The sequence below is a fragment of the Paenibacillus terrisolis genome (genome assembly GCF_056171975.1).
Genome location: NZ_JBKFGG010000038.1, coordinates 19,789 through 41,662, shown reverse-complemented (window position 1 = coordinate 41,662; position 21,874 = coordinate 19,789). Strand labels below are relative to the sequence as shown.

Annotated in this window: 18 protein-coding genes; 15 read left to right on the top strand and 3 right to left on the bottom strand. The window is 54.2% G+C overall.

The features are described 5' to 3' along the window. Positions 1-598, top strand: a 598-nt coding sequence (locus ACI48K_RS22305) for a hypothetical protein (RefSeq protein WP_475029847.1), incomplete at its 5' end; no start/stop codon positions are given. 109 nt (positions 599-707) lie between these two features. Here the strand turns inward: ACI48K_RS22305 and ACI48K_RS22300 are convergent. Together ACI48K_RS22300 and ACI48K_RS22295 are read right to left on the bottom strand one after the other, a co-directional pair. Further along, the gene (locus ACI48K_RS22300; protein WP_475029846.1) at positions 708-1,568 is read right to left on the bottom strand and encodes a hypothetical protein; all 861 of its coding nucleotides are present in this window, start codon (positions 1,566-1,568) and stop codon (positions 708-710) included. 110 nt (positions 1,569-1,678) lie between these two features. After that, complete coding sequence (locus tag ACI48K_RS22295; protein WP_475029849.1) at positions 1,679-2,602, bottom strand: LysR family transcriptional regulator; 924 nt, start codon at positions 2,600-2,602, stop codon at positions 1,679-1,681. 285 nt (positions 2,603-2,887) lie between these two features. Between ACI48K_RS22295 and argC the strand changes: the two genes are divergently transcribed. The 13 genes from argC (at position 2,888) to ACI48K_RS22230 (ending at position 18,788) form a co-directional block, all read left to right on the top strand. Then, on the top strand, positions 2,888-3,964 hold the full coding sequence (gene argC, locus ACI48K_RS22290; protein WP_475029845.1) for an N-acetyl-gamma-glutamyl-phosphate reductase: 1,077 nt from the start codon (positions 2,888-2,890) through the stop codon (positions 3,962-3,964). A gap of 64 nt (positions 3,965-4,028) precedes the next feature. Next, positions 4,029-5,264 (top strand): bifunctional glutamate N-acetyltransferase/amino-acid acetyltransferase ArgJ, encoded by a 1,236-nt coding sequence (gene argJ / locus ACI48K_RS22285; protein ID WP_475029844.1) that lies wholly within the window; start codon positions 4,029-4,031, stop codon positions 5,262-5,264. 186 nt (positions 5,265-5,450) lie between these two features. Beyond that, positions 5,451-6,221 carry an acetylglutamate kinase gene (argB, locus tag ACI48K_RS22280; protein ID WP_475029848.1) on the top strand — a complete coding sequence of 257 codons (771 nt, stop codon included), beginning with the start codon at positions 5,451-5,453 and terminating at the stop codon, positions 6,219-6,221. 29 nt (positions 6,222-6,250) lie between these two features. After that, on the top strand, positions 6,251-7,495 hold the full coding sequence (locus tag ACI48K_RS22275; protein ID WP_475029843.1) for an aspartate aminotransferase family protein: 1,245 nt from the start codon (positions 6,251-6,253) through the stop codon (positions 7,493-7,495). 5 nt (positions 7,496-7,500) lie between these two features. Then, positions 7,501-8,463 carry an ornithine carbamoyltransferase gene (gene argF, locus ACI48K_RS22270; protein WP_475029842.1) on the top strand — a complete coding sequence of 321 codons (963 nt, stop codon included), beginning with the start codon at positions 7,501-7,503 and terminating at the stop codon, positions 8,461-8,463. A 21-nt stretch (positions 8,464-8,484) separates the two neighbouring features. Continuing rightward, a complete protein-coding gene (locus ACI48K_RS22265; protein ID WP_475029841.1) occupies positions 8,485-9,723 on the top strand; it encodes an argininosuccinate synthase in 1,239 nt (412 codons plus the stop codon). A 100-nt stretch (positions 9,724-9,823) separates the two neighbouring features. Then, on the top strand, positions 9,824-11,239 hold the full coding sequence (gene argH, locus ACI48K_RS22260) for an argininosuccinate lyase (protein ID WP_475029840.1): 1,416 nt from the start codon (positions 9,824-9,826) through the stop codon (positions 11,237-11,239). A 447-nt stretch (positions 11,240-11,686) separates the two neighbouring features. Next, positions 11,687-13,684 carry a methyl-accepting chemotaxis protein gene (locus ACI48K_RS22255; RefSeq protein ID WP_475029839.1) on the top strand — a complete coding sequence of 666 codons (1,998 nt, stop codon included), beginning with the start codon at positions 11,687-11,689 and terminating at the stop codon, positions 13,682-13,684. Positions 13,685-13,816: 132 nt separating this feature from the next. Continuing rightward, the gene (locus tag ACI48K_RS22250) at positions 13,817-14,461 is read left to right on the top strand and encodes a YhbD family protein (RefSeq protein ID WP_475029838.1); all 645 of its coding nucleotides are present in this window, start codon (positions 13,817-13,819) and stop codon (positions 14,459-14,461) included. 3 nt (positions 14,462-14,464) lie between these two features. Next, a complete protein-coding gene (locus ACI48K_RS22245) occupies positions 14,465-15,187 on the top strand; it encodes a polymer-forming cytoskeletal protein (protein WP_475029837.1) in 723 nt (240 codons plus the stop codon). Positions 15,188-15,202: 15 nt separating this feature from the next. Next, entirely contained in the window at positions 15,203-15,943 is a 741-nt protein-coding gene (locus ACI48K_RS22240; RefSeq protein ID WP_475029836.1) for a hypothetical protein, read from the top strand. A gap of 3 nt (positions 15,944-15,946) precedes the next feature. Next, on the top strand, positions 15,947-17,512 hold the full coding sequence (locus ACI48K_RS22235; protein ID WP_475029835.1) for an MDR family MFS transporter: 1,566 nt from the start codon (positions 15,947-15,949) through the stop codon (positions 17,510-17,512). A 22-nt stretch (positions 17,513-17,534) separates the two neighbouring features. Next, positions 17,535-18,788, top strand: coding sequence for an MFS transporter (locus ACI48K_RS22230; protein ID WP_475029834.1), 1,254 nt, complete (start codon positions 17,535-17,537; stop codon positions 18,786-18,788). Positions 18,789-18,874: 86 nt separating this feature from the next. On the opposite strand, the gene ACI48K_RS22225 is transcribed toward ACI48K_RS22230, so the two are convergent. Continuing rightward, entirely contained in the window at positions 18,875-20,095 is a 1,221-nt protein-coding gene (locus ACI48K_RS22225) for a CynX/NimT family MFS transporter (RefSeq protein ID WP_475029833.1), read from the bottom strand. Positions 20,096-20,883: 788 nt separating this feature from the next. Here ACI48K_RS22225 and ACI48K_RS22220 point away from each other — a divergent pair. Beyond that, entirely contained in the window at positions 20,884-21,552 is a 669-nt protein-coding gene (locus ACI48K_RS22220; RefSeq protein ID WP_475029832.1) for a DNA-binding response regulator, read from the top strand. Positions 21,553-21,874 lie beyond the last annotated feature (322 nt).

Here is a 21,874-nt window from a genome sequence, read left to right as displayed (position 1 = left end):
GATGACCACCTTCCGTACCTTGATGATGATGGATCAACAAGACGGCTTGGAGATAACCAAGGCTGAAGCCGAATCGATGCTGCCGATTGTGCAGGATGCGGTAAAAGGAAACGAGCTTACGGATGTTCAATCGGCAAGCTTGACCGCGCTGCTCACAGACAAGCAAAAGGCCTATATGACCGAAGCCGCGAGCCAAAGATCGGGCCGGTTCGGAGGCCGCTCGGGGAATGGTGCGAATACGCAGGACGGTGGCTCAGGGACCGGCGGCGCAAGCTCCGGCGGAGACCAGACGGGTATAGGCGGATCAGCTACGGGATCAGCTTCCGGGTCAACCGAGTCCGGCGCGAAAGGAACGGTCACGCCGGGCAACGCGGGACAGCCAAATAACAGTGGCGGCAATGCGGGAACCGACGGTCCCGGCTCCCGCAGCGGTGCAGGCAGACAAGGATGGACGAGAGGTTCAGCCGATGGCGGTCAGGCTGGCGGGAATTCTACCGGGGCCAGTGGAGAGAGACGCGGCGGCCCGGGCGGATTCGCGAATATCGGCGATCAGTTGGTTGAACTCCTGCAATCCAAAGCCGGAACCGCCGAAAAGTAACTCGGAAAAGAGCTGCCACCTTACAATTCATCCCATGAAATAACGAAAAGCCGTCATGCTGTGCGTGTAAACCCACAGCATGACGGCTTTAACTTTGCCCGGACAGGGATTAATAACGCTCCAGCACTTGGGTTGTCTTCAACGAATCGGCATGTACGAGCCAGCCTTTGGCGTCAAGCAGCTCCATTAAATCGGATCTGTTATCCGCCGCTACATTCGTGTCATCGGTTTTAAACGAAATTTCCACCAGCATTTCCATGCCGGAACCGCTTGCGCTTCGGATCGGCCATACTTCGATATCGGTGTCGAGTCCGTTAAAGGAACCGGCATATTTGCTTACCGATACCGGACCGTGGGCACGTGAATCTTCCAGCGTGTCTTTTCCCCAGTTGCTCGAATTTGCGTCTTCCAGTTTGCCGGGAATATTTTTCACCAGCAGTTTTAACGTATCTTTTTCGGATGGGAGAGAGAGGCCTTTGGAGGCGGATTCCTCTTTGTCATTGGAGAAGCTCAGCGTTTGCTTGCCGTAACCCCAATCCACTTCCGCCTCATAATCATCCTCGTTTGCGTCAAAACCGGCATGATTTGCTTCGGTTAAAGCTGCGTTCAGATCGCCGTTCACCACTTCAAAACGTCTTTTGTAGGTCAGTTCGTATTTTTTCTTGTCCTCTTTTTTGCGGAACCGGACATTCCAGCCCGCTTCGTTCAAATCCAGGGCATCGGTATCAAAAAATTCCACCAGCTGTTTTTCGGCGGGGTCGTCCACGTCGAAGGCGTCTTCCACCGAACCCTGCAGCGAGCCGTCGGTTTTCAGCACCTTGCCGGCATCGAGCAGAAATTTTACTTCATACGAAGGGACGGCGTTGCCGGCAGCTTGGGCCGACGGAATCGCGCTGAAGCCGGTAACCAGCAAAGCAGCGCTTAATACGGCAGTGGTACAGGATTTTGCGAGACGAACATGGATTTTCACGAACTCAGCTCCTCTAAATATTGGAATGTTGTACAGGATTTACTTTAAAGGAGGAGTGTGAGTCGAATGTCAATCGGGCTGAATGGACAGGTAAAAAATCCCAACAATTTCTATGGGGAGGTTAAGATTTTCTCTACGCCGGTGATGGAGTCAGTTGCCAAAAACTCGGCGAATCTGCCGATTAAGGCGGACCGGTGCCTATCCCGGTTCGTAACGGCGTAAACATAGCGCTTCTCGAGTTGATCCGGGATCGAGCGCATTTGCAGCAGCCCTCGCTCCACCTCAGCCTGAACGGCCATGCGGGATACGAAGGACACATGCTCGCCCAGCATAACCGTCTGCTTGATCGCTTCCAGCGAATCGAATTCAAGACGGGAGGGCAGGTTCGGCCGGTTGGAGTCCAGCCATTTTTCCGTGAGACGCCGAGTGCTCGATTCGTGGCCGTGAAGGACAAAGGAAGAGGAAGCGATTTGTCCGGGAGTCGGGTGAGTTACGGAAGACAATGGATGATTTGGCGCAAAAATGAGCACCAGATCGTCTTCGCAGATCGTTTCGGCGGTAAAGCCCGTTTTGGCAAAAGGCTCGGTGGAGATGATGCCCATATCGATTTCGTGGCGTTCCAGCATGCCCAAAATAACCGGCGCGGTTTTGACGGACATCGATACTTGTATGCCCGGAAACGCTTCGGCAAAACGGTGAAGCACTTCCGGAAGCACATACGTTGCCGGCACGTAGCTCGCGCCGATAAGGAGGCTTCCCTGTCGCAGCGAATCGAACTCCGCAACGACACGCTGCGCTTCCGCGGCAAGCGCATTGATTTTGCCTGCATAATGATACAGGGCGTAACCGGCGTCGGTCAAAATGATTTTGCCCATCCGGGATTCAAACAGCTTAACGCCGAAATCGCGCTCCAGATTTTTCATATGAAAGGTGACCGTCGGCTGCTTCAGATCCAGCAACTCCGCCACCGTGGTGATTTTATGGTGTTTTTCGAGCAGTTCCACGATTCTCAGCTTCAGCAGGTTCAAGTTCATCATGCGGCAAATGTCCCCTTTGATTCGAATGACTTTCGAAGTCTCTATTTATAGATTAAATCGATGAATGTTAGGGCAGTTCATTGAAAAGATTAATTCTCCTAAATAAGTTGAACGTGAGACGGGAGGATTGAAGCAAAAGTGTGAGATGTTCTAGAAGAAATCCTCCTCTGATTGACATGGCGCGTTAATTTTTTCTTACGAAGTGGTTGTATTTATATAAGCGCAATCGTATAATAATACATATTTAATACGGATTTATACATTCGGTTGATTGAAATAGATATGAGAGAAAGCGAGGTCAGGTTCGTGGGCGGGGAAAAAGTAAAAGTCGCGATCGTCGGTTCCACCGGATATGGAGGGGTGGAGCTGATTCGTTTTTTATTGGGGCATCCGGGAGTGGAGATCACTTCGGTCATTTCAGCCTCCAGCGCGGGGGAACTGCTCGAGGCCGGATACCCGCATCTTACCGGTATTATCGTACAGCCGCTCGATGGCATTAACCCGGAGGAAATCGCCGCGAAAGCGGATGTCGTATTTACGGCAACGCCTTCGGGGGTCAGCGGCAGGCTGGTGCCCGAGCTGATGCAGGCTGGCCTTAAGGTGATAGACCTGTCGGGCGATTTTCGCCTGAAAGACGGGGATGTTTATCAAACCTGGTATGATCGCGAAGCGCCGGAGAGCAAGCTTCTGGATCAGGCGGTATACGGCTTGTGCGAGTGGAACGGGGAGCAAATAAAGGGAGCGGAGCTGATTTCCAATCCGGGCTGTTATCCGACCGCTACACTGCTCGGACTGATTCCGGCGGTAGAAGCCGGGTGGATCGATCCGGAGAGCATCATAGTCGATGCCAAATCGGGGGTATCGGGTTCCGGAAGGGGCGCAAGCCTCACGACGCATTATGCCGAAATCAACGAAAACTTCAAGGCCTACAAGGTGAATAAACATCAGCACATTCCTGAAATCGAGCAGACCTTGTCGTCCGTTGCGGGAAACCCGGTAACGGTAACGTTTACGACTCATCTCGTTCCAATGACACGGGGAATCATGAGCACGATTTACGCCAAGCTTAACGGAGCGCATCAAGACGAGGAATTTGCCAATCTTTACCGGCAGTATTATGAAAGCAGACCTTTTGTGCGCGTGCGGAAAAGCGGAACCTGGCCGGCGACCAAAGAGGTATTTGGCTCCAATTTTTGCGATATCGGCTTTGCGGCGGATGAGCGTACGGGGAGAGTCACGATCATTTCCGTGATCGACAATTTGGTTAAAGGGGCGGCGGGGCAAGCGATCCAGAATCTGAACCTGATGATGGGCTGGGATGAAACGACCGGCTTGAAGCTGTTCCCCGTGTATCCGTAAGCCAATAAACCATTATTCAGTAAAATACATTGCATCCGACTACAAGAGTTGAAAGGAGAACGTCATGGGAGTGGTTAGTTTATTTCGTGCAGCGCCGGAGGGCTCGATTACTTCGCCCAAGGGCTTTCAGGCCGGCGGCCTCCACTGCGGCCTGAAGAAAACCTCGCGCAATGATCTCGGCGCGATTGTGTGCGAGGTGCCGGCGGTGGCGGCGGCCGTGTATACGACGAACGTGTTCCAGGCCGCACCGCTGAAAGTGACGCGAGACAGCATCGCGTCAGGGGGGCGGCGGCTGAGGGCCGTCGTCGTTAACAGCGGCAACGCCAACGCCTGCACCGGCGTGCAGGGCGAGGCCGACGCCTACGCTATGCGCGCGTCCGCCGCAGCCGCGCTCGGGCTCGGCGAAGCCGAGGTCGCCGTCGCGTCGACCGGGGTCATCGGCGAGATGCTGCCGATGGACCGCGTGCGCGGCGGCATCGCCGGGCTGCCCGGCGTGCTGTCGGCCGGCGGCGCAGGCGCCGAGGGCTTCTGCCAAGCGATACTGACCACCGACCTCGTCAAGAAAGAGGTGTGCGTGACGCTGGCCGTTGACGGGCGCGAGGTGACCATTGCCGGAGTGGCCAAGGGATCGGGCATGATCCATCCGAACATGGCCACGATGCTCGCGTTCGTCACGACCGATGCCGCGATTGAGCCGCAGGCGCTGCAGGGGCTGCTCGGGGAAACGACAGAGGTCACGTTCAACATGATTACCGTGGACGGCGATACGAGTACCAACGACATGCTGCTGGCGATGGCCAGCGGCCTGGCCGGCAACCGCGAGCTGTCGCCCCGGCATCCCGATTGGGACGCCTTCGCCGCCGCGTTCCGGCACGTGTGCCAGACGCTGGCGATGGCGATTGCGCGCGACGGCGAAGGCGCCACGCGCCTCGTGGAGGTGACGGTCACCGGGGCCGTCACCGAGCAATCGGCCCGTGGGATCGCCAAGACGATCGTCGGCTCTAGCCTCGTGAAGTCGGCCGTATTCGGGGCCGACGCCAACTGGGGCCGCATCATCGCCGCGGTCGGCCGCGCCGGAGAGCCCGTCAATCCGGAGACGGTGGATATCTCGCTTGGCGAGATTCCGGTATTGACGGGCTCCCGCCCGATTCCTTTCGACGAAGATGCCGCCCTGGCCTACCTGAAAGGCGACGAGGTCGCCATTCAGGTCGATCTGCACAACGGCAGGGGAGAAGCGACGGCCTGGGGCTGCGACTTGACCTATGATTATGTACGAATTAATGCGGCATACCGCACTTAATATTCGATATTGCGGAGAAATCCGCTTCTAAATAAAATAAATCTTTTTTTGGGGAGAGAGAGGAGCTGAACAAAAGTGACTACGACCTCGTCAATGACGACAGCGGCAACGGTATCAGCAACGGCATCGGAGCATAACGGCTTGGGCAAATCCGCCGAGGAGCTTTCCGGGAGCCGGACCTTCGTGATGAAATGCGGCGGAAGCACGCTTGCGGAACTGCCGGATTCTTTTTTCGGCGATCTGGTGAAGCTGCAGCGGGAAGGAATCGGACCTGTCATCGTCCACGGCGGCGGACCGGCGATTTCGGAAACGCTGGGCAAGCTGGGGATTGAGAGCAAATTTGTGGGCGGATTGCGCTACACCTCGGAAGAGGTGTTGGATGTGGTGGAAATGGTGCTTGCGGGCAGCATCAACAAGAAAATCGTCGGCCGCATCAGTCAGGCCGGAGGGAATGCGATCGGATTATCCGGCGCGGACGGCGGACTGCTGACGGCCAAACCGGTTGCGAACAGCGGCGAGGTGGGCCTCGTCGGAGACGTAACGGATGTTAACGCTGAGCTGATCGCCGGCATTTTGACACTCGGATACATGCCGGTTATTGCTCCGGTAGGGATCGGCGCTGACGGCCAGCGCTACAATATTAACGCAGATACGGCCGCGGGAGCGGTCGCCTCGAAGCTTGGCGTAGCGCATATGATCGTGGTTACGGATGTCCCCGGGATTTTGAAGGTGACAGGCGGCGAAAAACGCGTGCTCGCCTCGGCAACGGTGCAGCAAATCGAGGATATGATCCAGACCGGTGAAATTTACGGGGGCATGATTCCGAAGGTTCGCGCGGCGGTAGCCTGCATCAGCGGAAATGTAAAGGAAGTCGTGATCGTGGACGGGAGCGAGCCGGGCGTGCTTGGCAAAGTGCTCTCCGGGGAGCCGATCGGCACCAGAATCGTACGGATGTAACGATAATAAATCGATAGGAGTGAAAAGCAATGGCCCATAGCGACCTTGACCTCAATATAGCAAAAACGGATTTGGCGGATGCTCAGGCGTCCAAAGCGGTCGACCCGCTTTTTCCCAGTTACGCGCGTTATCCGCTAAGTCTGGTGAAGGGGAGCGGAAGCTGGCTCTGGGACGATCAGGGCAACCGCTACCTGGATTTTATGAGTGGACTCGCCGTGACCAACCTGGGGCATGCGCCGGAGAAAGTGAAGGCCAAGGTCAAGGCTCAACTGGATGAGCTGTGGCATGTGTCCAACCTGTTCCGGATTCCTCAGCAGGAGGAGGCGGCGCGGCTGCTGACTAAGGTCAGCTGCGCCGACGTGGTGTTCTTTTGCAACAGCGGGGCTGAAGCGAATGAAGCTGCGATCAAGCTGGCGCGGCGTTATCATCAGAAAGTGAAAGGAACCGGGCGCTACGAGGTGATCACGTTCACGCAGTCCTTCCATGGCCGGACGCTGGCGACGCTGACGGCTACCGGGCAGGAGAAGTTCCACGATGGTTATCTGCCGCTGCCTGCCGGATTTACAACCGTTCCCCTGTACGACATGGGGGCCTTGAAAGCGGCGATCGGTCCGCAGACGGCTGCGATCATGCTGGAGATGGTGCAAGCGGAGGGCGGCGTATATCCGGTGGAACGAGGTTTCGTGCAAGAGCTTGCCGCACTCTGCAAAGAGCAGGAGCTGCTGCTGATCGTCGATGAAGTGCAGACCGGAATGGGCCGGACCGGCAAATGGTTCGCTCATCAGCATTACGGCATTGAGCCGGATATTTTTACGGCGGCCAAAGGCATTGCCAGCGGCTTGCCGGCTGCCGCGATGCTCGCGAAGGAGTATCTCCGCGAGACGTTTACGCCGGGTACCCACGCCTCGACCTTCGGCGGCAATCCGGTTGCCGCGGCGGCCATCGTGGCCACGCTGGAAACGATGCTCGAAGAGCATGTTCCGGAGCACGCGGAGGAGATGGGCCGTTATTTAATGAGCCGCCTGCAGGAGGCGCTCCGGGGCGAGCCGTTCGTGAAGGCCCTTCGCGGCTCCGGACTGCTGATCGGAATCGAATGCGCGGAGCCGGTGGCTGAACTGGTCAAGTCGGGCCAGAAGCAAGGACTGCTGTTCGTGACGGCAGGCCCCAACGTCATCCGGCTGCTGCCGAACCTCAAAGTCAGCCGCGAGGAAATCGATCTGGCGGTGAATACCCTCACAGCCATCATTCAGGCGCATACATCGAAGGAGGAGTAGAAACTATGAGCTTACTGGAGAAGGCCCAACAGAGCAGCATCAACCTGCGCGGCAGGGATTTTATAGAGCTGACCGATTATACGACCGAAGAGATTCATTATTTAATCGATTTGGCGATTGAGCTTAAACTGAAGCAGAAGAACGGGGAAGAGTATCAGCCGCTAAAGGGAAAAACGGTGGGACTCATTTTCGAAAAATCGTCTACGCGGACGCGGGTGTCTTTTGAAGTCGGAACCTATCAGCTAGGCGGCCATGCGTTGTTCCTGAGCAAAAACGATATCCAGCTCGGCCGCGGCGAGACGATCGCCGATACGGCCGGGGTGATGTCCCGCTATCTCGACGGCATCATGATTCGTACGTTCGGGCATGACAAGGTCACCGATTTGGCTCGTTACGCCTCGATTCCGGTCATCAACGGGCTGAGCGATGCGGCGCATCCCTGCCAGGTGCTGGCCGATTACCAGACGATTTACGAGTATAAGGGCAAGCTGCAGGGGTTGAAACTGGCGTACGTGGGCGACGGCAACAATATGGCTCACTCGCTGATGATCGGTGGAGCGAAGCTGGGGGTTCATGTCACGATAGCGAGTCCGGAGGGCTATGAACCGGATCCGCAAATTACGGCGGAAGCGCAGGAAATCGCCAAAGCGACGGGGGCCGTCATTCAGGTGGTTCGCGATCCAAAGGAAGCGGTGGCGGACGCCGATGTCATTTACTCGGACGTTTGGGCGAGCATGGGCTTCGAAGAGGAGCAAAAAGCGCGGGAGATCGCGTTCAAGGACTATCAGGTGGACGAAGCGCTGGCGAAATTCGCCAAACCGGATTATGTCTTTATGCACTGCCTACCGGCTCATCGCGGCGAGGAAGTAAGCGAAGGCGTGATCGACGGCGAGCATTCGATTATTTTTGACCAAGCGGAAAACCGGCTGCACGCCCAAAAGGCGCTGATGGCCGCTCTGATCGGATAAATTTACGGGAGGCTGTTCAACATGGCAAAAGATAAAATCGTGCTGGCGTATTCGGGCGGACTGGATACGTCGGTCATTCTGAAATGGCTTAAAGAGACCTACGACGCGGAGATCATTACGTTTACGGCGGACATCGGGCAGAAGGAAGAACTCGACGGCCTTGAAGAGAAGGCGCTCGCGACCGGCGCATCGAAAGTCTATATCGACGACCTTCGCGAAGAGTTCGCCAAGGACTTCATCTTTCCGATGTTCCAGTCGGGGGCGCTTTACGAAGGTCAATACCTGCTCGGCACCAGCATTGCCCGCCCGCTGATCGCGAAGCGCATGGTGGAAATCGCCCGCGCCGAAGGCGCGATCGCGATTGCGCACGGCGCTACCGGCAAAGGCAACGACCAGGTGCGTTTTGAGCTGGCAGCGGCGGCGCTGGCGCCGGAAATCGCCGTGATCGCCCCTTGGCGGTCAAGCGAATTCCGCGAGCGGTTCCCGGGCCGCGCGGAAATGATTGCCTACGCGGAAGCGAACGGCATTCCGGTAACGGCTTCGGCGGCAAAGCCGTATTCGACGGACCGCAATTTGCTGCATATCAGCTACGAAAGCGGCGTTCTGGAAGACCCTTGGTTCGACGCCGCCGCTCCGGAGAACAAGGATATGTATTTGCTCAGCGTGTCCCCCGAGGATGCGCCGAATGAGCCGGAATATTTGGAGTTGGAATTTGAACAAGGCAACTGCGTGGCGCTGAACGGAGAACGCCTGAATCCGCTCGGCGTAATGGAGAAGCTCAACGAAATTGGCGGCAAGCACGGTATCGGCCGTGTCGATATGGTTGAGAACCGTTTTGTCGGAATGAAGAGCCGCGGTGTATACGAGACGCCGGGCGGCACGATCCTGTTCACGGCCCACCGCAAAATGGAGTCGCTGACGCTTGACCGCGAAGTGATGAATTTGCGCGACAGCCTGATTACCCGTTACAGCACGCTTGTGTACAACGGCTTCTGGTTCGCGCCGGAGCGTCTAGCGCTCCAGTCGCTCGTAACCGAAAGCCAGAAGAATGTGGCCGGAACGGTTCGCGTTAAGCTGTACAAAGGCAATATTATCGCGGCCGGCGTAAAAAGCCCGGTCAGCCTGTACAATCCGGATATCGCCACGATGGAGGCCGATCCGACACAGGCATACGACCAGGGCGATGCGACGGGCTTCATTCATCTGAACGCGCTGCGTTTGAAAGTCGGTGCCGGTGTGGCACAGAACAAGACAAAGTAAACAGCCGTATAAGTTGAGCATCGAAAGAGCCATTCGCGCGACTGCCTTTACGCGCAATCGTCAGTTCAACTTGTAGGGAAAAAATAAGGAGTGGGTTCGGGTGAGCAAGCTGTGGGGCGGCCGTTTTACGAAGCAGACCAACCGGTTGGTGGAAGAGTATACGGCATCCATCGGTTTTGATAAAGCGCTGGCGGAGGAAGATGTCCAGGGAAGCCTGGCGCATGTAACGATGCTGGGCAAATGCGGGATTCTCCCGGAGGAAGACGCGGAGACCATCCGGGAGGGCCTGCATCGTATTTTGAATAAGATTCGCCGCGGCGAACTGGAATACTCCGTTTCGGACGAAGACATTCATATGAATATCGAAAAGCAGTTGATTGACGAGGTAGGCTCCGTCGGAGGTAAACTTCACACCGGGCGCAGCCGCAACGATCAGGTGGCGACGGATATGCATCTTTATTTGCGCAAACGGGTCGTCGAGTTCGCCGGATTGCTCGGAGAGCTGCAGGATGCGCTGCTCGGACAAGCCAAAGCGAATCTGGATACGATTGTTCCGGGCTATACGCATCTGCAGCGGGCGCAGCCGATTTTGTTCGCGCACCATCTGCTGGCTTATGTCTCCATGTTCCAGCGGGACATCGAACGCCTTCAGGACAGCTACAAACGGATCAATGTGCTCCCGCTCGGAGCCGGAGCGTTGGCGGGAACGACGTTTCAGATCGACCGGCACTTCGTGGCTGCTCAGCTGAATTTTGACGGCGTGTACGAGAACAGTCTGGATGCGGTAAGCGACCGCGATTTCATCATTGAATTCCTGGCTGACGCGTCCATGCTGATGATGCATCTCTCCCGTCTTAGCGAGGAGCTCGTCCTGTGGAGCAGCACGGAGTTCCGCTTCATCGAACTGGACGACGCCTTCTGTACGGGCAGCAGCATTATGCCGCAGAAGAAAAACCCCGACGTTCCGGAACTGGTTCGCGGCAAAACGGGGCGGGTCTACGGCAATTTGATGGGCCTTCTTACCGTACTGAAGTCACTGCCGCTTGCTTACAACAAAGACATGCAGGAAGACAAGGAAGGCATGTTTGATACGGTAGCTACGCTGCAGGGCGCTCTGCAATTGTTCGCCCCGATGGTATCGACCATGAAGATCAACAAGGATCGGATGCGCGAGGCGGTCAATCGGGACTTTTCCAACGCGACCGACATTGCCGACTTCCTGGCGGGCAAAGGGCTGCCGTTCCGCCAGGCGCATGAGGTGATCGGCAAGACGGTGCTGTACTGCATCCAGAACGGTAAATTTTTGCTGGATCTGACGCTGGAAGAGTTCAAGCAGTTTTCTCCGCTTTTTGACGACAGCATTTATCGGGTGCTTCAGCCGGAGTCGGTTGTCAATGCAAGGAACGTATATGGAGGGACGGCGACAGCTCAGGTGTCCGCGGCGATTGGCCGGGCGGAGCGGAAGCTGGAGTCTACCCGCGAATGGGTAAAGGATTTTGCCGAGAGAAGCAAGTGATTATTAACCCCGTAAAATAATTGAAATTTTCACGAATAGCCTTTCTTTTCAAACTTGAGTACTTGTTTTCCGATTAGACGGAGAGAAGCTCAAGGACGAAAGAAAGGTTATTTTTCTTTTTCGGAATTTTCTGAAAGCTTATAAAATATTAATCGGATTTTGTCGAAATATAAGATAAGTTAAGTATTTAGCCTGACTTAATTTTATCGCTTTCAAATTTTGAATTACTGAACAGGGAAAATCAGCAAGTTTGCGGAAAGGGGGCGTCAGTGGATTTACATATCGCAATAAAACGGCTTTTTGCCGGAGACAGTACGGCCCTTTTCGTATTCAACAGGCTGAACCCGCGGAGCCCGTTTCCATGCCGCATTCGACATCCGTTTATTCAGCATTCAACCAGATCGCCACAAAAGAAATATGCCGTTATCCATTCGAGGGGGAGATTTTATGAACAACGTATTCACCCGCATGAAACGTAATCTGGGAACACAGAAGCTGCGCAACCGGATGCTGATTCTTTTCGCAATCATGCTGATCATTCCTAACCTGTTGATTACTTATACCAGTTACACCAGCGCTAAGGAACAATTACATAACAAGATGAACCAAAGCACGAAATCCAGCGTCGATCTGCTGAACGACAACTTGAATAAAATCGTGGAAGCCGAGATGTTTAATGTTCAGCAGCTGGTGAACGAAATAACTTCGGAGCAGATCGATACGAAATCGCCGGAGCTGAGAAAGCTCATAGATTTATTTGTCGAGAAGCATCCGGAGCTTGAAAATATGACGGTCGGGAACGAAAACGGCGCTTGGATGAAAGCCCCGGATCCCGGGCAGCAGGATTACGACCCTCGGGACAGAGATTGGTATAAAGCGTCGATGAAAACCCCGGACGAAACAGTGATCATCGATCCTTTCAAATCGGCAACCACCGGCAATTACAACTTGTTCGTCAGCCAATCACTTCCGGATCATAAAGGGGCGATTACCGTCTCCCTCGACTTAAGCAAAATTAATGAAATGGTTAAAAAGGTGAAGCTGGGCGACAAAGGATACATTTATATCCTCGACCGGACCAATAAGTATACTTCGCATCCGACGATTGCGATCGGTGAAGAGGCGAAGGGAGAATATTTGGCCAAGCTGAAGGATGCCGATTCGGGTTTCCTGACTTATGATAATCCGGCCAACGGAAAGCCGGAAAGCGCCTATTACAACACCAATAAACTGACCGGCTTCAAAGTGGTGGGCGTACTGGACATGACGGAATTCAGCGAAGCTTCGGCGCCTATTTTGCGTACCGCCCTCATTGTGCTCGGCGCAACGCTGGTGATTGCGGGAGTATTGCTATTCTTCGTAATTCGACAAATTACGCGTCCGATCGAACAGCTTAATGATTCGGCCAAGCGGGTTAGCGAAGGTTATTTAAGCGGCGATGTGAAGACCAAACGCAAAGATGAAATCGGGCAGCTTGCGGGCAATTACAACCTGATGCTGGATTCCTTGCGGAATATGGTTCAGGATATGGCGGAAACCTCAAGCCAGTTGTCCGCCTCCAGCGAAGAACTGACTGCCGGTACCGAGCAAAGCTCCAAAGCAATCGAATATATCGTGGAACAGGTCCAGGAGGCGTCCAACGACGCGGAGAAACAAGCCGCCGTTTCTGCAGACAGCACCAAGACGATGGAAGAAATGTCGATGGGCATCCGCAAAATCGCCGAATCCTCCGGCACGATTGTCGAATCCTCTTTCCGGACGGAGGCCGATGTGCGCACCGGCAGCGAGAAAGTGCTGCAAGTCGGCGAGCAAATGGAAGAAATTCGCCGCACTACCCAGGAATCGGCCGACCTCATGCAGCAAATGAACGAGCTTAGTGCCCAGGTTGCGGAGATGAGCAGCGCGATTACCGATATTGCCGTACAAACCAATTTGCTCGCCCTGAATGCGGCGATCGAAGCGGCCAGAGCCGGCGACGAGGGCCGCGGCTTCGCGGTTGTCGCCGCGCAGGTGCGGAAGCTTGCCGAGCAGTCGAAGCAAACGGCCGAAATGATTCAGGGCCGTATCGGAGAGATGACCGAACTGACGGGAAAAGTCTACGATGTTATGAACAAAGAGGTCACGGCAAACGTTGAACGGGGCATTTCCGTGACGACCGAAGCCCAAAGCGCCTTCAAGCAAATCGAGCTGTCGACAAAACAAATATCGGAGCAAATTCACGAGGTTTCGGCCATTACGCAGGAAATGTCGGCCAGTGCGGATGAGATCGTGAATTCGGTGGAACATATCGCCGCGACTTCGTCGAAGAGCCTCGATGCTTTCCAAAGCGTAACTTCCGCGACGGAGCAGCAGCTCGCTACGATGGAGGAAATCTCCTCCGCTTCGGAAGGACTCGCCCGGATGGCTACGGATTTGCATCATAAAATCGACCGTTTCAAACTTTGAAGTAGCGATTGAGCATCAGAAGTGAAGTTGAGAACCTTAAAAACCGCCCGGATATGTACGGGTGGTTTTTTTTTATAGTTTACAACGTAACAATGTTATGTTACGTTATTCTTGCAAGAAAGGAGCATTGCCATGAATGAGGAACTGATCTCCAAGAAAGAGCTGCTTGATTTGACGGGCATCTCCTATGGCCAGTTATACCGCTGGAAACGCAAAAATCTGATCCCGGAGCAATGGTTCATCCGTAAGTCCTCGTTTACGGGGCAGGAGACGTTTTTTCCCCGGGAAAAAATACTGCTGAGGATCGACCGCATCCTGAATATGAAGGACGATTTGTCATTGGATGCTCTGGCGGACGTCTTTTCCCCAAGCTTGGGAGAAATGAGGCTAAGTGCGGGAGAAATATTAGAACGGAACATTGTTACATCAACAGCGCTGAATTTATACGTCGAAACCGTTGATCCATCTGCCCAAAACCCAACGTTCGGTTTCGATAAAATTCTTATCGTTTATATTCTGGATAAGCTTTTGCAAAGCGGAGACATTTCGCTGGATGAAGGACGTTTGCTGGTTCGTACACTGGAAGACTATTTGCCTGAGCTCGCGGGAAAGGATTGCGGTATTCTTTTGATTCGGAAGATGGGGGTGGCCGCTTTTCTGCTCGTGCCGGGCGATATTGACATTTATGCCGATCACAGCGTAAGAACGGTAGCGCGTTTGTCTTTGGCCCAGTGCACGGAAGGTTTGAAATTACTCGTAGGCGGGAGTGAGTTTTGAGGGATGGAAAATAATGCGAAGGATTTGACCATCAACGGGATCGGGCAGGCTGCCGGGGGAACCTACAGAAAGATAGACACGGAAGGGATTGCGACTTTGAACGGAAGCGTTGTCTGCTCCGTTCTGACGGCGAACGGTACGCTGAAAATGAAGGACACCGTCGAAGCGGAAGAATTCCGGCTTAAGGGAACCGGCTCGGCGGCGGGGACGATTAGCGGAAGACAAATCGTCTTGGACGGAATGCTCAAGGTAAAGGGCGATGTGAAATTCGCGGAAGTGAAGGTGAACGGAATGCTGACGGGCGGCTTCGGGGCGTCGGGCGAGAAGGCGACCGTCGATGGATCCTTTAAGCTGGACGGCAACGCCGAATATGAAGAATTGAAGGTTCACGGTCAAATTCAGGTCGGCGGGCTGCTGAATGCCGGAGTCATTGACATTTATATGGCCGGGCCCTGCCGCGCCAAGGAGATCGGCGGAGAGCGCATTCATGTGCGGAAGAAAACGGGCTCCCGCAATCTTCTCTCCTTCCTCTCTCCAGCTCTTGCCACGGGTCTGACCGCGGAAGTCATTGAGGGTGACGACGTCGTACTGGAGGAGACCAGGGCTTCGGTGGTCCGGGGAAATTCGGTTGTTATCGGCCCGGGGTGCGACATCGGGCGCGTAGAATACAGGGACCGGTACGAGAAGGCTCCGAAGGCGTCGGTTGCTTCAGCCGAACAAATATAGGAGGGAAACAAACATATGGCTACGGAGGATATGAGAGAGCGCGTCTCCGATTTGAAGATCGTCGGCAACGGCAGATCCAACGGCGGAGCGTTTAACAAAGTAAACATTGTTGGGGACGCAGAAATCAACGGCGACATGGATTGCGTCTTCCTGAAATGCACGGGGAACCTCAGCGTTGAAGGGGGGCTAAACGCCGATGTTTTGAAGGTAACGGGAAACGTGAAGGTGCTCGGCGGCTTTAGCGGCGGCGAGTTGAGCGTTACCGGAGGCGTTGAAGTCACAGGGGGGTTCAAAGCCAGAAAAACCAAAGTTAGCGGCGAGGTTTCGATCGGAGACGGCATTTCCGGAGAAGAAATCAATATATATGGGAACTGTACGATCAAAAACGGATGTCAGGCCGAGCAGTTCTTGATGAAGGGCGCTCTCCAGACCGAAGGGATGATCAACGCCGAGCGGGTGGAACTCCGAATGTTCGGGAGAAGCCGAATCGCCGAAATCGTCGGCGGGCAAATCACGGTTGGGCCGCATGCCTCGTGGAAATGGGCTTCCTGGTTCAAATCCTGGGGAACCCCGGATTTGGAGGCGAAAGTGATCGAAGGCGACGTCGTCCGCCTCGAAAATACGACCGCGGACGTGGTACGCGGCGGGGATGTCACGATCGGCCCGGGCTGCCGGATCGGGCGGGTAGAATATCGAAACGCTTTTCATCAGGATAGACAATCCGAAGTTACCGAAAGCATTAACGAGTGGAGGTAAAGCATGAGAGAGAATAGAAACCGGCTTGGATTGGTAGTGGCGGGGTTGTTGCTGGGCATTTTGATGGCTGCCATGGATAACACGATCGTGGCCACCGCGATGGCGACCATCGTCTCCGAATTGGGCGGACTCGACAAATATGTATGGGTCACCTCGGCTTATATGGTGGCGGAGATGGCGGCCATGCCGATTTTCGGCAAGCTGTCCGACATGTACGGACGAAAACGGTTCTTCGTATTTGGAATCGCCATGTTTTTGCTTGGCTCGGTCTTGTGCGGGACGGCCGACAACATCGTGCAGCTCAGTATTTACCGCGCGATTCAAGGGATCGGCGGCGGCGCTTTGATGCCGATCGCTTTTGCTATCGTGTTTGATGTATTCCCTATCGAGAAACGCGGCGCTATGGGCGGTTTGTTCGGAGCCGTGTTTGGCGTGTCCAGCTTGGTGGGGCCGCTGCTTGGCGCGTTTATTACCGACCATTTGAATTGGAGATGGAATTTCTATATCAATCTGCCGCTTGGCGTCATTGCGCTGCTGCTGATTATCGTGTTTTACCACGAATCCGCGGTGCATGCGAAACAGAAGATCGACTGGTGGGGTGCGATCACGCTGGTTGGTTCGATCGTAGCGCTGATGTTCGCTCTGGAGTTTGGGGGTCAGATCTACGCTTGGGATTCGGCCGAAATCATCGGATTGTTCATCGCGTTTGCCGTGCTGTTTACGGTTTTCCTGTTGGTGGAACGGACCGCGCAGGAACCGATTATTTCTTTCGCCATGTTCCGAAAACGGCTGTTTGCCAGCAGCAATGCCGCCGGAATGTTCTACGGGGCCGCGTTTATCGCCGCTTCCATATACATTCCGCTGTTTGTGCAAGGCGTGACCGGCGGAACGGCGACGAACTCCGGCCTGATTTTGCTGCCGATGACGCTGAGCTCAGTGGTTGCGGCCCAGATCGGCGGATTCCTTGTTCAGCGTACGAGTTTCCGCAATGTGATGATTATGTCTGCACTGATTTTTATTGTGGGGATTTTCCTGCTGTCTACGATTACGCCTGAAACGAGCAAGACCGTGCTCTCGCTGTATATGGGCATCGCCGGTTTTGGAGTTGGCTTCTCCTTTTCCGTGCTTGGGATGTCGTCGATTCAGGAGTTTGGTCCGCAGCAGCGGGGGGCGGCCAGCGCTACCATGGCTTTTGTCCGTTCACTGGGCATGACGGTCGGGATTACGATTTTCGGGATTATTCAGAGAAACGAATTCACCAGCCGGATGACCGAGTCTATGGCGGGGATGCAGGGAGCGGGGGCGCAAGGAATGCCGTCGGTCAAGGACCCGCGGGCTCTGTTGACCTCGGACGCGCGCAAAGCCATTCCCGCTCCGGTGCTGGACCGGATTGTGGGCGATTTGTCGGCATCGATCACGAATATGTTTTTATGGACTTTGGTGCCGGCGGCGCTGGCGCTGATTACGGTTTCTTTGATGGGCAGAGCCAAAATGCTGGGAACAGACGATTTCAACCTGGACCAAAATCAAAGCTCCACGTTGGTGGCGCAAAACAAAGCCGAAAGTTAAGTGAAAAGGAGTGCTGGAAGATATGACTACTGATGCACAGGTCTCTCCCGCTTTCGGCAGCTTGCTTCGGAACCGGTTTTATCAAACGGTCCTGCTGTCCAATCTATTTTTGCAAATTGGGATATGGGTGCGCAATTTCGCCATTTTGATGTTTGTTACGGATAAAACCAATAACGATCCTTTGGCGGTTTCGCTGATCTCGGTCGTCGAATTTGCCCCGATCTTCGTCTTTTCGTTTATCGGCGGCGCTTTTGCCGATCGCTGGAAACCGAAAAAAACGATGATCTGGTGCGACTTCCTGTCCTCCGTTTCGGTGTTTGCCGTATTGCTGACGCTGCTTTACGGATCCTGGGAGACGGTCTATTTCGCCACTTTTATTTCCGCTATTTTGTCGCAGTTTTCGCAGCCGTCGGTCATGAAGCTGTTCAAGCAGCATGTTCATCCCGATCAAGTCCAGCAGGGCATGGCGCTGTTTCAAACGCTTATGGCCATCTTTATGATCCTCGGACCGTCGCTTGGTATTTACGCTTACCATCAATTCGGAATTTACGTCTCGATCGGCGTTATGGGCGTGGCCTTTCTGTTATCCGCGCTCACGCTGTTCCGGATTCCTGCTGATGAGGAGCAGCCGGAGGCGGAGAAATCGAAAACGGATTTCCGCCGGGAGATGACGGACGGTTTCCGTTACGTCTGGCGCAGCCCGGTGCTCAAGGTACTGGGAGCCGGATTTGCGATCGCCGGTTTTTCCGTAGGGATCATCCAGACGCTGGGGTTGTTCGTTGTAACGGAACGGCTCGGAGAGCCCAAGGAGTTCCTGCAATTTTTATCAATGGTCAACGGGGGCGCCATGCTGATCGGCGGAGTCGCGGTAATGATTTTGGCCAAAAAAATGTCTCCGCAGATGCTGCTTGCCCTCGGCATGGCGATCAGCGCCGTTTGCATTGCCGGAATAGGCTTTTCCACCAGCGTTCCGCTGACATTGGCTTTGCAATTTCTGAACGGGCTGACGATGCCTTGCATTCAAATCGGCATCAACACGATGATCCTGCAATGGACGGAGCAGTCTTACGTAGGGCGCGTTAACGGTGTGCTCAATCCCATGTTCATGGGCATGATGGTTATTATGATGTCATTGTCCGGCGTGCTTAAAAACGCGTTCCCGTTGGTCGGAATCTACGCGGTTTCGGGAATTGTGATGCTGCTTGGCGCGACGATCCTTATTCCGATCTTCAAGCATAAGCCCGAAGCTTTAGTGCAAGCGGCCGAGGTTTCTTGATATAGACGGAGGACTCAAAATGATAAAAGCTCCGCTTCCTTAGGTTCAGGGAACGGAGCTTTTTGGCATGGCATCGATCACTTGCGTTACTCGGAACTGACGTAGCCTTTCCGCCCGGCAGTATAGCCGAACACGACGGTAAACACCGACAGGCCGACCATCAGAGCCAGCGGCGTATTCCAGCTTCCGCTTTGGTCATGGATAAACCCGAACAGCGTTGGGCCAACGGCGGCCAGTAAGTATCCGACCGCCTGCGCCATGCCCGACAGCTCGGCAGCCTGACCGGCTGTCCGCGTACGCAGAGCGAAGAATACCACGGCAAGGCCAAAGGTAGTACCGCAGCCAAAGCCGATCAAAATGATGAAAAGCGCGGCCAAGGCATCGGAGCCCAGCCAGATTCCGCCGAAGCCGAGTAAAAACAGGGCGGAGGAAGCCGCAGCCAGCAATTTCTGGTGCTGGGTTTTTGCGGCGATCAGCGGCATGAGGAATGAACCGGCCATGCTGACGATCTGCATGAGGGACAGCATCCAGCCGGCATTTTCCGGGCTCATGCCCCGGTCATGCAGAATCTCCGGAAGCCAGGAAACGCCGACATAAAACATGATGGACTGAAAGCCCATAAATAAGGTGACCTGCCAAGCCACAGAAGAGCGCCAGATACTGCCTGTTTTACGGCGCTTTGCTGCAGGTTCTTGCGATTTCCGGTTTGCGGCTGCGGATGAATGCCGCAGCAGCGGAAGCCACGTAATTGCGGTGATGAGCGTCAGAATTGCCCAGCACCCTAAAGCGCCGCGCCAGCCGAAGGCGCTGCGGGCGATCGGCACGCTGATCCCGGAAGCGATTGCGGCCCAGAGATTCAGAAATGACGTATAGAGACTCGTCATGAGTCCGATGTTATGCGCGAAATCCCGCTTGATCAGTCCGGGAACCAGCACGTTGCATACGGCGATCGCGATGCCGATCAGCGCCGTTCCGGCAAAAAGCGCCGGCACGGAAGGCAAGGAACGCACGATAATTCCCGCCGTCATCAGCACCATGCTGTACAGCAGCGTGCGCTCCATCCCGAAACGGGCGGAGAGGGCCGGCGCCGCCAGCGCAAAGACGGCAAAAGCGATCAGTGGCAGCGTGGTCAGCATGCCCGACATCGTATGGGACAAGCCTGTTGCGGCCTCAATCTCCCCGATCAGGGAACCGACGCCAGTGATCGGGGAACGCAAAGTGGCGGCGGTGAGCAGCACGGCGGTGACCAGCAGCCAAGCGGCTGTCCGATTAGATTTGGCCGTGGAGAAAGCATCGATTTTGTTCATTTGATTTCTTGTTTCCTCCTGATGAAAAAATGACAGCAATGACTGCTGTAATCGTTAGTAAGAATTTAAAATAAGCAGAACTGAATCACCATAACACGCCATTCTTTTATAATCAATAGCTTGGGAAATTCTTTGCCTGTTTTATGTGAAAGAATGAAAATTAAATGAAACCAATCACAGCCTTGGATGGGAAAACAGCCAATGCTCCCATCACCACTGTTGAAAAACCCAGAAGCATCTCAGAAGCACTCAGAAGCATCTCAGGGGTATCTCAGAAGCATCTCAGAGGTATCTATAAGGGAACAAAAGGGTTCTAATGGGCTGATATCTCTCGTTTTGCGTGAAATAGAGGACTGAAAGGGCGCTATTATCTCGAATCGCCGGGGAATGGCCGCTTTGTGCCCCGTTTGTCGGAAATTAAGGTCCATTTATTCCTCTATTGTTGCTCAACACGCAGGAAACCCGAAAATAAGACCCTAACATGCCGCTATTTTTATTCGGTACCCTTAGCCATGGAGCACAACTGGTCATGGAGGTACCACCAGCCGCGTTATTTCTAGTTCGATCACCTGGTAATCATTAATAACACTTGCGCCAATTTTTGGAAACGTGATATTCTATTAAAAACTGACTGATGTATCATTAATGTCGTGAAGTACACGCCTTTTGTTTGCGGTAACCCCGTGGACAAAGGGCGTTTTTACTTCTCTGGGGACGATTGACGCACTTTGTCTTTCTGTTCTGCGAGTAAAGAGGTATTTGAATCTTCCGGGAAACGAGGGCTGAAAATGGTACTTGATGATGCTTATAGGAATTTTGTGGCGGTACATTTGGCGAAACGGCAAGGTGAACGGGCGAGGAGGCTGGAGGATGGAATCGGGCATGCGGAGGAGCAGTTTTTGAAAAAGGTTTGGTGGCCGGCCTTTGCACATTTTCACTTTCTGCACCCCGAATATGAAGTTAACGATTTCAAAGACGGCAGTCGGTTCCTCGACTTCGCTTATCTCCGGCAGGGGATGAAACTGGCTATTGAGATTGACGGGTACGGACCGCATCTTCGAAATATCAGTCGTTTTCAATTTTCCGACCAGTGCAGGCGGCAGAACGATCTGATTTTGGACGGGTGGAAGATACTCCGATTTTCGTACGATGACGTGCAGGAAAGCCCGAGGTACTGTCAGCAAACACTCCAGCAGTTCATGGGCAGATGGCTTGGCGAGGAGGATCGGGGTATGGAGGAGGCAAGCTGGTTTGAAAAAGAAATCATCAGGCTGTTTCTGCGTGCATCCCATCCGCTTACACCGAAAGAAATTTGCCTTCATATGAAAGTGGGGAGCAAAACGGCAAGAAAGTGGCTTCAATTATTGACGAGGAAGCAGTGGGTGGAGCCGGCCAGCGGAAATGAACGCATACGTGCTTATCGCTTAAGCCCGGCGGGGGAGCGGCTTTTGCTGTGAAAGAACGAATTGGCTTGGAGCGAGACAATGAAACGGTTTATAGTATACGACGGTAACAATTCATATACATACGTCTGCACTTGCTGGAACTTTATCGGAGCACGCAAGAAAACGGGGCATAAAACCATACTTGTCGAACACCACCAACAACCGAAACACCGAAACATTACAGCACCACCAACAGCACCACCAACAGCACCACACCAATACCTGTTTTAGCTTATAACGCCCTTATTTACCGCTATTTGACCCCGATAGACAATTTCCGGGGAAATAAAGGCATAAAATGGCCTTACTTTTGCATCATTGGCGTAAAAATAGC